The 11,333-nt window shown below is 68.3% G+C and carries 15 protein-coding genes; 8 read left to right on the top strand and 7 right to left on the bottom strand.

Features of this window, described 5'->3' with window-relative positions; all coding sequences use genetic code 11:
- Together RM1_RS09095 and RM1_RS09090 are read left to right on the top strand one after the other, a co-directional pair.
- The coding region (locus RM1_RS09095) for a MarR family winged helix-turn-helix transcriptional regulator (RefSeq protein ID WP_245816166.1) at nt 1–396 on the top strand (396 nt) is incomplete at its 5' end.
- Nucleotides 393–1,916, top strand: a complete 1,524-nt coding sequence (locus tag RM1_RS09090) for a DHA2 family efflux MFS transporter permease subunit (RefSeq protein ID WP_072750986.1) — start codon at nt 393–395, stop codon at nt 1,914–1,916. The genes RM1_RS09095 and RM1_RS09090, both read left to right, overlap by 4 nt.
- A 105-nt stretch (nt 1,917–2,021) precedes the next feature.
- Here RM1_RS09090 and RM1_RS26370 read toward each other — a convergent pair whose 3' ends face one another.
- Nucleotides 2,022–2,162: a hypothetical protein gene (locus RM1_RS26370; RefSeq protein WP_169922295.1), complete on the bottom strand. Its 141-nt coding sequence runs from the start codon at nt 2,160–2,162 to the stop codon at nt 2,022–2,024.
- Nucleotides 2,163–2,435: 273 nt separating this feature from the next.
- On the opposite strand from RM1_RS26370, the gene RM1_RS09085 reads away from it, so the two are divergent.
- Together RM1_RS09085 and RM1_RS09080 are read left to right on the top strand one after the other, a co-directional pair.
- Nucleotides 2,436–3,554 (top strand): LLM class flavin-dependent oxidoreductase, encoded by a 1,119-nt coding sequence (locus tag RM1_RS09085; RefSeq protein WP_072750985.1) that lies wholly within the window; start codon nt 2,436–2,438, stop codon nt 3,552–3,554.
- On the top strand, nt 3,541–4,014 hold the full coding sequence (locus tag RM1_RS09080) for a MarR family winged helix-turn-helix transcriptional regulator (RefSeq protein WP_083576614.1): 474 nt from the start codon (nt 3,541–3,543) through the stop codon (nt 4,012–4,014). Before RM1_RS09085 ends, RM1_RS09080 begins: the two co-directional genes overlap by 14 nt.
- A 12-nt stretch (nt 4,015–4,026) precedes the next feature.
- Here the strand turns inward: RM1_RS09080 and RM1_RS09075 are convergent, their stop codons facing one another.
- Nucleotides 4,027–4,965, bottom strand: a complete 939-nt coding sequence (locus RM1_RS09075) for an FAD-dependent oxidoreductase (RefSeq protein WP_072750984.1) — start codon at nt 4,963–4,965, stop codon at nt 4,027–4,029.
- On the bottom strand, nt 4,962–5,399 hold the full coding sequence (locus RM1_RS09070) for a PaaI family thioesterase (protein ID WP_072750983.1): 438 nt from the start codon (nt 5,397–5,399) through the stop codon (nt 4,962–4,964). The genes RM1_RS09075 and RM1_RS09070 overlap by 4 nt, the downstream gene beginning before the upstream one ends.
- A gap of 179 nt (nt 5,400–5,578) precedes the next feature.
- Here RM1_RS09070 and RM1_RS09065 point away from each other — a divergent pair, with 179 nt between their 5' ends.
- The gene (locus RM1_RS09065; RefSeq protein WP_072750982.1) at nt 5,579–5,968 is read left to right on the top strand and encodes a hypothetical protein; all 390 of its coding nucleotides are present in this window, start codon (nt 5,579–5,581) and stop codon (nt 5,966–5,968) included.
- Between the two features lie 24 nt (nt 5,969–5,992).
- Here RM1_RS09065 and RM1_RS09060 read toward each other — a convergent pair whose 3' ends face one another.
- On the bottom strand, nt 5,993–6,616 hold the full coding sequence (locus tag RM1_RS09060) for a class I SAM-dependent methyltransferase (RefSeq protein WP_245816164.1): 624 nt from the start codon (nt 6,614–6,616) through the stop codon (nt 5,993–5,995).
- 264 nt (nt 6,617–6,880) lie between these two features.
- On the opposite strand from RM1_RS09060, the gene RM1_RS09055 reads away from it, so the two are divergent.
- Together RM1_RS09055 and RM1_RS09050 are read left to right on the top strand one after the other, a co-directional pair.
- Complete coding sequence (locus RM1_RS09055) at nt 6,881–8,125, top strand: acyl-CoA dehydrogenase family protein (protein WP_072750981.1); 1,245 nt, start codon at nt 6,881–6,883, stop codon at nt 8,123–8,125.
- 240 nt (nt 8,126–8,365) lie between these two features.
- Entirely contained in the window at nt 8,366–8,854 is a 489-nt protein-coding gene (locus RM1_RS09050; protein ID WP_245816163.1) for a tail fiber domain-containing protein, read from the top strand.
- Nucleotides 8,855–8,872: 18 nt separating this feature from the next.
- On the opposite strand, the gene RM1_RS09045 is transcribed toward RM1_RS09050, so the two are convergent.
- Together RM1_RS09045 and RM1_RS09040 are read right to left on the bottom strand one after the other, a co-directional pair.
- Nucleotides 8,873–9,949: a class I SAM-dependent methyltransferase gene (locus RM1_RS09045; RefSeq protein WP_072750980.1), complete on the bottom strand. Its 1,077-nt coding sequence runs from the start codon at nt 9,947–9,949 to the stop codon at nt 8,873–8,875.
- 103 nt (nt 9,950–10,052) lie between these two features.
- The gene (locus RM1_RS09040; RefSeq protein WP_072750979.1) at nt 10,053–10,514 is read right to left on the bottom strand and encodes an SRPBCC family protein; all 462 of its coding nucleotides are present in this window, start codon (nt 10,512–10,514) and stop codon (nt 10,053–10,055) included.
- A gap of 116 nt (nt 10,515–10,630) precedes the next feature.
- Here RM1_RS09040 and RM1_RS09035 point away from each other — a divergent pair, with 116 nt between their 5' ends.
- Complete coding sequence (locus RM1_RS09035) at nt 10,631–11,113, top strand: DUF309 domain-containing protein (protein ID WP_072750978.1); 483 nt, start codon at nt 10,631–10,633, stop codon at nt 11,111–11,113.
- A 64-nt stretch (nt 11,114–11,177) separates the two neighbouring features.
- On the opposite strand, the gene RM1_RS27020 is transcribed toward RM1_RS09035, so the two are convergent.
- Nucleotides 11,178–11,309, bottom strand: coding sequence for a hypothetical protein (locus RM1_RS27020; protein ID WP_281252131.1), 132 nt, complete (start codon nt 11,307–11,309; stop codon nt 11,178–11,180).
- Nucleotides 11,310–11,333: the final 24 nt, after the last annotated feature.

Here is an 11,333-nt window from a genome sequence, read left to right as displayed (position 1 = left end):
AAGTCGGAGTCCATGGACAAGTTGATCGCCATGGATCTGTCGTTCTCGCAGGCGCGAACTCTGTTCATGCTGGCGCAACACGGAGAACCCGTGGCGATCAACGAGGTGGCCGAGCGACTGCGGTTCTCGGTCGCGGCCGCGGGTCGCAACATCGACCAGTTGGTGAACCAGGGGCTCGTGGATCGTCGCGAGGACCCCAAGGACCGCCGCATCAAGAGGATTTCGTTGTCGGAGGCCGGTCGTAGCATCGCGTCCGGCCACATCGACAGCAAGAAGGACGAGCTGCGAGCCTTCGCCGCCCGTCTGTCGGACTCGGACCGTGACCGGCTGTACGAGTCGCTGAAACCCATTCTCGCGGGAGATGTTCTGCGAGCCAATTGTCAGGAGAACCCATGACGACGCCGACACCTCCGGGCGCCCCCGCGGCCTCGGACAAGATCGACGGCGCAGTTCTGAAGGTCGCAAGCGTGGTGGTGCTCGGCGCCATCATGTCGATCCTCGACGTGACGGTCGTGAGCGTGGCACTGCCGACGTTCATGTCCGAGTTCGACGCGACCTACGCAACCGTCGCGTGGACCATGACCGCCTACACCCTGGCCCTGGCGACCGTCATCCCCGTGACGGGCTGGGCCGCGGACCGGTTCGGCACCAAGCGCCTCTACATGACGGCGCTGGTGCTGTTCGTCGGCGCGTCGGTGCTGTGTTCGATGGCATGGAACATCGAGTCGCTGATCGGCTTCCGGGTCCTGCAGGGCCTCGGTGGCGGCATGCTGATGCCGCTCGGCATGACGATCATGACCCGCGCCGCTGGCCCCCACCGCGTCGGTCGCGTGATGGCGGTGCTCGGCATCCCGATGATGCTCGGTCCCATCGGTGGGCCGATCCTGGGCGGCTGGCTGATCGAGAGCGCGAGCTGGCACTGGATCTTCCTGATCAACCTGCCGGTCGGCATCGTCGCACTGACCGCAGCGTTCGTACTGCTGCCCAAGGACCAGCCGAGCCCGTCCCAGTCCTTCGACTTCGTCGGCATGCTGCTGCTCTCGCCCGGTCTCGCACTCTTCCTGTTCGGTGTGTCCTCGATCCCGGAAACCGGGACCGTTGCGGCCTCGCGGGTGCTGATCCCGGCCGTGATCGGCCTGGCGCTGGTCATCGGCTTCGTGTTCCACGGGCTCCGCGCCGCTCATCCGCTGATCGACCTGCGCCTGTTCAAGAACCGCAGGCTCACCATCGCGGTCGTCACCTCGACGATGTTCGTGATCGCGTTCATGGGTGCCGGGCTGCTGTTCCCGAGCTACTTCCTCCAGGTTCGTGGTGAGACCACGCTGGCGGCGGGTCTGCTGCTGGCGCCGCAGGGCATCGGCGCCATGCTCACCATGCCGGTGGCGGGCACGCTCGTCGACAAGATCGGTCCCGGCAAGATCGTGCTGACGGGCATCACGCTGATCTCGATCGGCATGGCGGTGTTCACGCAGGTGGGTGCCGACACCTCGTATGTGTTGCTGCTCGGCGCGCTGTTCGTGATGGGCCTCGGCATGGGCTGCACCATGATGCCGATCATGACGGCGGCGATGCAGACCCTGACCGACGAGACGGTGGCCCGCGGTTCGACGCTGATGAACATCGTTCAGCAGGTCGCCGGCTCCATCGGAACCGCGACCATGTCGGTGGTGCTCACCAACCAGATGTTGGCGCGCCCGCTGGCGGGGCCCGCCACCGCGGCTGCGCACGATCCGTCGATCGCGGAGAAGATGCCGCCCGGTGCGATCGAGCAGGGCCTGAACGCCGCGGCCGACGCGTTCGGCAACACCTTCACGGTCGCCCTCGTGCTGATCCTGCTGACGCTGATCCCGGCGTTCCTGTTGCCGCGGAGCAAGCCCGCGGCCCCGGCCGACGCGACCCAGGTGATGGTTCACTGAGTCCCTGGGACCCCTCGACTCAACCGACGATGGCCCGCACCCCCGAGGGGGTGCGGGCCATCGTCGTTTCGTGCCCTCGGCCCTAGTTCCCGGCCGCGGGGCGGATCAGGACTCGAATCCGGCTGCGCCGCCGCCGTTCGCGCCGCCGCCTGCGTTGCCGCCGATGGTGCCGCCGAGCGAGCCGCTGTCGAACTGGCCGCCGAACACCGAGGAGAACAGGGACGAGAAGAGGGCAGAGAAGGACATTGAGTACTCCTGTCGCGTGGTGAGCGACGCCGGTCGGCGTCGAGTCCCATTGGTACGCCGGGCACCGGGTCGATCGCTGGGAGTGACGGCGGATTAGGGGCCGATTAGGGGACGCCGATCGGGGCCCGGCGGCGGCTGCCCCGATGGGTCCGGCATCCCCTATCCACAGCCCCGGGTATGCGGTGCGGAATATCCCGGAGCCCCGCGCGGTTCGAAGTTCATGCAAACGTATTGAAATAGCGGACGCGTTCAATCCAGCTCGAGGGAGTCATCATGCAGATCGGAATCTTCAGCGTCGGCGACGTCACGCCGGACCCCACCACGGGGCGGGCGCCGACCGAGCACGAGCGCATCAAGGCGATGACGACCATCGCCAAGCACGCGGAGGACGTGGGCCTCGATGTCTTCGCGACGGGCGAGCACCACAACCCGCCATTCGTCCCGTCCTCGCCGACGACCATGCTCGGATTCCTCGCCGCTCAGACCGAGAACCTGATCCTGTCCACCTCGACGACCCTGATCACCACCAACGACCCGGTGAAGATCGCCGAGGACTACGCGATGCTGCAGCATCTCGCCGAGGGCCGTGTCGACCTGATGATGGGCCGCGGCAACACCGCCCCCGTGTACCCCTGGTTCGGCAAGGACATCCGGGAGGGGATCCCGCTCGCGCTGGAGAACTACCAGCTGCTGCGCCGGTTGTGGGACGAGGACGTGGTGAACTGGCAGGGCCGGTTCCGAACCCCGCTCGAGGGGTTCACCTCCACGCCGCGTCCGCTCGACGGGATCGCCCCGTTCGTGTGGCACGGCTCGATCCGCAGCCCGGAGATCGCCGAGATCGCCGCGTTCCACGGCGACGGCTTCTTCGCCAACAACATCTTCTGGCCGAAGGAGCACTACATCGCGCTGATCAACCTGTACCGCGAGCGGTTCGAGCACTACGGGCACGGCAGCGCCGACCAGGCCATCGTCGGTCTCGGCGGGCAGGTGTTCATGCGGAAGAACTCGCAGGACGCGGTCGCGGAGTTCCGCCCCTACTTCGACAACGCGCCGGTCTACGGTCACGGCCCCTCGCTGGAGGAGTTCACCGAGCAGACCCCGCTGACCGTCGGCACGCCCGAGCAGGTGATCGAGAAGACGCTGGCCTTCGCGGACTACTTCGGCGACTACCAGCGCCAGCTTTTCCTGATCGACCACGCGGGCCTGCCGCTGAAGACGGTGCTCGAGCAGCTCGACCTCCTCGGCTCCGAGGTCGCCCCCGTGCTGCGGCGCGAGTTCGCGGCCCGGCGCCCGGCACACGTGCCGGAGAACCCGCCGACGCACGCGAGCCTGCTGGCGCAGCGGAACGGTCGCGTCGGCACCCTCGAGGCGACGACCGATGCCGCCCACTGAGCGGGCCGGTGGCGGGCGGCCGCGCAGCACGACCGAGCTGGCCGCCGATGCGTGGGAGGCGTTGTTCCGTGCCCAGGTGGCACTGATGCGCCGGTTCGAGTCGGCTGACGCATGGGATCCACTCGGCCGCCGTGAGTACGACGTGCTGTTCACGCTCAGCCGCCGCGAGGGCGCACGGGCCCGGCTGCACGAGCTGAACAGGGAGATCCTGTTGACCCAGCCGTCCCTCAGTCGCATGGTCGAGCGACTCGAGCAGGCCGGGCTGCTGGACCGGCTGCCGGATCCGCAGGACAGACGGGGCACCATCGTGGCGCTCACGGAACAGGGGCGAGCCGTGCAGCGCAGCATCGGCAGGCGGCACGCCGCGCAGATCCGGCGCCACGTCGGCACCGCGCTCGACCGTGCGGAGCTCGAGGAGCTCGAGCGACTGACGACGAAACTGCGACTGGCGCAGGAATAGTCGGGGGCGGGGTCAGGCTTCGCCCGCGAGGGCGGCGACCTCACGCGCGCAGCCCCAGGACAGGGTCACCCCGGCGCCGCCGTGCCCGTAGCAGCAGATGATCCGGCGTGCGCCGGGCAGCGCCTCCAGTCGCACCGACGGCCGGGTCGGACGGAGGCCGACGCCGCGCGAGAGGACCGGTGCGTCCCGCAGCTCCGGCACCAGGGCGTAGCACCGCTCGAGGATCGCGCGCTCGGTGTCGAGATCGACCGCCGTGTCGACGGACCCGAGCTCGGCGGTGCCGCCGCACACCACGTCCTCGAACCGCGGTACCACGTAGGTCATCCCGTCCGGATTGTCGTCGTCGATCAGCCAGTCGGTCAGCCCGGGGTTGGCCACGCGCACCACCTGACCACGCAGCGGGATCAGTGGGGCGTCCCCGGTCAGCGCGGCCGACCGCAGCCCGGCCGCGACCACGATCAGCTCGCCGGTGACCTGCGTGAGGTCGTCGACCCGTCTCCGGATCACCCGGACGCCCGCCGCTTCGCACCGGCGGGCCAGCCACGGCAGGTAGCGGCCCATGTCGATGACCGGGACCTCGCAGCGCACCCCGCTCGTCACGCCGGACGGCAGTTCCTCGCCCGGGATCACCCGATGCCCCGTGACAGCGGGGATCCACCAGCGGTCCGGCGCAGCGGACCGCTCGAGCACCGTGCCGGTCCGCAGGGTCACGCCTGCCGACGGGTCCGACGTCAGGACGGCGAACACCGTCGCGGACTCGGCCGACCAGCGCAGCACGGCGTCGGCGGGTGCCGCCTCATAGGGGAACCAGATCGCGGCCGCGACCGCGGATGTGGTGTCGGCGATCGGATCGGCCGTCAGCACGGTGACGTCGTGTCCCGACCGCGCCAGTTCGAGCGCGCAGGTCAGCCCGATCACGCCGCCGCCGATCACGGTGGCCTCGGTGCTCATGCGGATGCGCCGGTCCGGCCGAGGTCGATCACCGAGGCGGTGCCCTGGGCGGCGGCACAGAGCACCGGCCCGTTCTCGGTGTCCGCATAGATCTCGCAGCGGCACAGTGCCTGCCTGCGGCCCGAACTCACCGCCGTCGCCTCAGCACGCAACGCGGTACCCATCGCCGGACGGAGGTAGGTGATGCTGAACCCGGACGTGACGATGCTAGGGCCGAGCACGCTGCCTGCCGCGAAGGTGAGCGCATTGTCCGCCGCATAGGACAGCACACCGCCGTGCACGAACCCGTGCTGCTGCAGCAGTTCCTGCCGGATCGGGATCGTGAGGGTGGCGGCGCCGTCGGTGAAGGCCGTCAACCGGGCGCCGACCAGGGTGCTGAACGGCTGCGCGGCCAGGGTTTCCGCGGCCTCGTCGAGAGAAAGGGTCACGAGCAATCACTCCCGGTGTCGGTGACGAATCACAAGCGGTGCATGAATGCGATGGTGCCACGTCGACGGCTCCGCGGTTCGTCGGGGAAAACCCGCATCGCGCACCGGCGAGGCGCACCGACGGTGTCGGTGGCCCGCGTTACCGTCGTAGAGACGCCACACCGGAAGACGGAAGAAGGCGCAAGATGGGCACTGTATCCGGTCCCACACACCAGCCAGGCGAGCCCGTGGATTCGGGCGACTCGGAGTACGCCGGGGAATGGCACTTCTACGCGGTGGTCGGAACCACCGTGCAGGGTAGGCACACCCTCGCCAGGTTCGGACCGCGGCCGACCGCGCTCGACGCGCTCCGGCTCGCGATCCACGCGGTGAACCACACGGCGTTCTCGCTGCTCGAGCAGGGAGTGAACGGCGACCCGTGCGCCGACATCCGCCTGCTGGAGCGGCTACCGATCACAGAATTCACCATCGAACGCCACCACCGTACGACCAGGGTGGCCGATCGGCGTTGGGCGCTGACCGGGCGCAAGCACCATCGGAAGAGCAGCAGGCGAGAGCGGCCCGCGGTGGCCTGACGGCGCTGCCGATGCCCGCCCACCTCAGGATCGCGCGAGGTGGAACCAGCGCGGGTTCGCCCGCAGGACCGCCGGCGGCAGCGCGTCGGTGTCCGCGACGTCGGAGATCATCCGCCACCCGGCGAACGTGCGTTCCACCTCGGCGCGGTCCGTGCCACGGGGGAGCGGCCCCCTTCGGCCCGGACCGAATGCGAACATCAGCAGGCTCGCCCCCGGCTCGGTGATCCGGGTGACCTCGTCGGCGTAGTCGACCCGCTCGCCGGCGGTGAGACCGTGAAAGCACCCGATGTCGAGCACGAACCGGTAACCGCGCCCGACCGATTTCTCGAGTTCGGTGACATCGCCGAGCATGAATGTCGCCTCGACCCCTGCCTCTTCGGCGCGCGCTCGGGCGCGGGCCACCGCCAGCGGCACGGCGTCGATTCCGGTCACCCGCCAGCCGCGGCGGGCCAATTCGATCGTGTGAGCGCCGGTCCCGCAGCCCGCGTCGAGCGCCTTCCCCGGCGGTCCCACCGACGCGTCCTGACTGTCGAGGAGCGCCGCCAGCTGCGCGCCGATCGACCGGCCTGCCCACTCCCACGGCGTGAGTCCGAGCCGGTAGGCCAGCCGGTACCCGGCGATCACGACTGCCTTCTCTGCGGTCCCCACGCGTCGAAGTCGGGCGCCGCGGGTTCGATTCGGGGTTCGGCCATCGCAGATCCTCTCGCCGGTGCCAGTGTGCTCCCCGGAAAATCGGTCTGTCCAGGGTCGACGGGCGTGCCGGCGGTCGCCGCCTGTCCAGGTGCGCGATGGCAGGACACTGTCCCAAAATAAGAACGTGTTCTATATTTGGGGTGAGTGTCCGCGCAGTCGCGGCGCCGTCTTCCGTGCCGCACGTAGCGCACGATCCGCCGATCAAGGGGAGTTCCCGACATGTACGAGTGGTCTGACACCGACCTGATGTTCCGCGACGCCCTGCGTGGCTTCATCGAGAAGGAGATCAAGCCGCACGTCGACAAGCTCGAGTCCGGCGAGCTCCCCCCGTTCGAGATCATCCGCAAGATGTACGCCACCTTCGGTATGGACGAGATGGCCAGCGAGGCACTGGAAAAGGCGTTCGCGAAGGAGGAGGCGAAGGAGCGCGGCGAAACGCTGCCCGAATCCGGCGAGAAGGGCGGCGGCTTCAGCGGCGCGGGCAGCATGGGCGTGATCCTCAACAGCGAGCTCGCGGGCGTGAGCCTCGGCCTGGTCGCGTCGATGGGCGTGAGCCTTGGCCTCACGGTCGGCACCCTGCGCAGCCGCGGCACCCTCGCGCAGAAGAAGCGCTGGCTGCCCGAGCTGGTCACCATGGAGAAGGTCGGCGCGTGGGCGATCACCGAGCCCGATTCCGGCTCGGATGCGTTCGGCGGCATGAAGTCCTACGTCCGGCGCGACGGCGAGGACTACATCCTCAACGGCCAGAAGACCTTCATCACCAACGGCCCGTACGCCGACGTGACCATCGTCTACGCCAAGCTCGACGAGGGCGACTCCTCCGTGGATCGGCGGGACCGCAAGGTGCTCGGCTTCGTGCTCGACAAGGGCATGGAGGGCTTCACCCAGAGCCCGCCGTTCAAGAAGATGGGCATGAACTCGTCGCCCACGGGCGAGCTGTTCTTCGACAACGTCCGGATCAGCAAGGACCGGCTGCTCGGCGAGACCGAGAACCCCGCCAAGGGCGATGGCAAGGAGAGCGCCAAGGAGTCCTTCGCGGCGGAGCGGATCGGCATCGCCTCACTCGCGCTCGGGATCATCAACGAGTGCCAGCGGCTGTGCATCGACTACGCCAAGACCCGCAAGCTGTGGGGCAAGGAGATCGCGCAGTTCCAGCTGATCCAGCTCAAGCTTGCCGAGATGGAGGTCGCGCGCCTCAACGTGCAGAACATGGTGTTCAACGCGATCGAGCGCACTGCCGCGGGCAACAAGGTGACCCTCGCCGAGGCATCGGCGATGAAGCTGTACTCCTCGCGCGCCGCCACCGAGGTCGCCATGGAGGCCGTCCAGCTGTTCGGCGGCAACGGCTACATGGCCGAGTACAAGGTGGAGCAGCTCGCGCGCGACGCCAAGTCGCTGATGATCTACGCGGGCAGCAACGAGATCCAGGTGACGCACATCGCGAAGGGCCTGCTGGGCGGCTGACCTCAGGTGGGAGGGAGTTCCTCCCTGGTGATGATGGTCTCGGGGGGTGTCGCTGCCTCAAAGTTGTAGGTGTTCAAGAGAACACGGTATCGCCGAGAGGGATACCGAAACACCTATCAAGGAGGCAATCATGTTGGCACTCATTCTCGCTGCGGTCGGGGCAGTCGCGACCTTCATCCTCAGCAGCGATGCGACCATCAAGCACGACGTCCGACGGCTCACCGACTGAGTGAGGCGACTGTGACTCAGCTTCCCGACACCATGGACAACATCGCACGCGCCGAGCGCACACAGGACCAGGCAGATCGGGCACAGCGCAGCACAGAAACGCCAGACGCCCCCGGCCGGTGGATCGACACCAGCCGGGGGCGTCTGCGCGCCCGGCTGTCCGCCCGGGGGCGCCACCCTGTGGCCTGGCTCTATTCCACCGTGACCCGGCGCCGCGGGGTCGGCGGATCCACTCGGACGCCACAGGGGGCGAACGAGGTTCTCGAACGCGTCGCCGCCTTGCCGATCTGCGTCTGGACCTATGGGTACGATCACGAATCGGTTCGGCACATGGGGCCGATGGCGCAGGACTTCGCCGCGGCCTTCGGTCTCGGCTACACGGACAGGGGAATCCACCCGGTCGACGCCAACGGTGTGTGCATGGCGAGCATTCAGGCGTTGCACCGGAGGCTCATGGCACTGGAGGCAGAAGTGACCGAATTGCGGAAGGGAACCCGGTGACGCCAACCGGCACGGTCGTCAGGCCGTCAGTTGATAGAAGCGCCAGAAACCGAAGCCGTCGATCGGGAGTATCTCGAATCCGGTGAATCCTGCCTCAAAGGCATAGCCGCGGAGTGTGTCCGGGCGCATGACGGTGCCGGTGGCGGCGGTCGGCCGGTGGCTCATTCCGTCCGGCAGGCAGATGAGCAGGCTGAAGCCGTACATCAGCCGTTCGATCTCGTCGCCTGGAGCATCGAAGGAGTCGGCGACCGCCTCGTCCATGATGACGACGCGACCTCCTGGGATCAGCGACCGCCTGGCCGCGGCGAGCACCTCGACGGGGTTCGGCATGTCGTGCACGCACTCGAAGGCGAAGACGCAGCGGAAGGTGGACGCGGGTAGCCGGGCCGCATCGCCGCAGTGGAAGGCGACGCGAGGAGCTGTGTCCGGGTTCGCCTGGCTGGTGCTCGAGGCCAGTCGCACCGAGGCCTCGTCGATGTCGAACCCGTCCACGGTGGCAGCGGGGTACGCCCGGGCCAGCGCGATCGTCGACCAGCCACCGCCGCAGCCCAGGTCGGCGATGCGGGTGCCCGGCTCGCGCAGCAGCGCGTCCAGGTCGGGAACCGACCGCAGTGCCTCCGGCAGGGCCCGCTCATACCAGGGGCGGTTCATCTCGGCCTGCGATTCGCGGGCGTCGGCTCCGTACTGTGCCCAGCCGACCCCGCCGCCCAATCGATACGCCTCGAGCAGCGCGGGCATCTGTTCGGCTGCGGCGCAGAGCATCCGGGCCAGCGGTGCGAGATAGGCGAGGCTGGACCCGTCGGTGAGCACCTCCGCCGCTGCCGATGGCAGCGTGAATCGTCGGGGTTCGTCGGAGTCAACCTCGATCAGACCCGTGACGGCCTGTTGCTCCAGCCATTCCCGCGCGTACCGAGGGTGGGTGTCGGTGCGGACGGCGAGTTCTTCCGGCGTCGCCGGGCCGTCGACCCGGAGACTCCGGTACCAGCCGAGGCGGTCGCCCAGGTGGATGGACAGCAGGTCGACGGTGCCGAGTGCGGCCTCGACGATGCGTTGCGCGAGAGCGTCGGCAGTGGCGACCGGTTGCGTTGTGGACATGAGCCCTCTCCCGCGTCTGAAGAAACGACGGATGCGTCCCTCCCGGACCATCGTCGTCCGTTCGCGGCGTGCTGTCACGGGTCGAGCAGGCGGAGAGTCGGGATCAGCCCGTGGCGTCGGTACTGGCGAGCTCCTCGACCCGGCGGCGCAGGGTGGACTCGGTGTGTTTGATGGCCGTTCCCACGATCGGCTCGACGATCTTCGCGAGCACCTTGCCCGCGAGTCCGCCCGGCAGGGAGTACTCGAAATCCACCGTCATCTCGGTGCTGTCGTCGCCCGCCGGGGCGAAGCGCCACGTCGATGTATTCGAGATCCCGTCTACCGAGGCCAGCGTGATCAGCCGGTCCTGTTCCCACTCGGTGATCGTGACCCTGGAGTTCAGTGATTTGGGGCCGAGTTGCATGGTGGCGTCGAAGGTCGCCCCGAGTCCATGGGTCTGCTCGCCGACCGGCTCGAAGCGGGTCACCCCGAACATCCACGCGGGCACATTCTTGTAGTCGTCCACATAGGCGAAGCCGGCGTGCACCGGAGCCTTCGCGACCGCGGTGATGTGGATGGTGCCCATGTCTCTCCTCGTACTGACGTCGGCCCTGATGGCCACAACTAGACGGTACTAGGTTTCACAGTTACTTGGATATGGGTTCGGCTTTGGGTTCTGTCGGCTTCATTACAGTTGAGAGCATGGAGCAGCGTGAGCGGGACGGCCAGGGCAGGCCGCTCAACGCGCGCCCCCGCGACGGGCTGGGCAGGCCGTTGGCGCGCGGCGCCGAGGGTGTCGCGCGGGTGCCGGAGGGAATCCTGCTGACGCCTGCGGAGGCGATTGCGGAGGCCCAGCGACTGCTGGACGCGGGGAGGCCGTTCCACGCACACGAGGTGCTCGAGGGTTCGTGGAAATCGGCGCCGGATTCCGAACGTGAGCTCTGGCAGGGTCTTGCTCAGCTTGCGGTGGGCCTGACGCATCTGTTGCGCGGCAATACCATCGGCGCCCAGTCGCTGCTGCGGCGCGGCCAGGGCCGGATTCGAGGGTTCGAGCTCGATCCTCCGCATGGACTCGACGTCGCCGGCCTGGTGGCCTGGGCACAGGGCCTGCTGGACGCACTTGCGGCCGGAGGTGTCACGAGTCAGGAGCAGGCGGCGCCGCGGCTGTTGCGCGCGCCCGGGTGACGGGCGATCGATCAACCGCGCCGCCGCAGGTCCGTGCGTGAGACGCACGGACCCGCGCCGTCGATCACGGAAAGGTGCTGCCTACGAAATGATCGCCGGTGCTGCTGCCGACGAACTGCTGGTCGGCGCCCGCCGGAGCGAGCCCGAGAAGGCCCTTCAGGGTGGCCATCAGTGTGCTCAGATCGGACGATCCCATAACTCACTCCTCGTGTTCTCGATG

This window comes from Rhodococcus maanshanensis NBRC 100610, assembly GCF_001894865.1.
Classification (GTDB): Bacteria; Actinomycetota; Actinomycetes; order Mycobacteriales; family Mycobacteriaceae; genus Rhodococcus_G; species Rhodococcus_G maanshanensis.
Note: the sequence above shows the minus strand (reverse complement) of the source record. Positions and strands in the feature narration are given on the sequence as shown.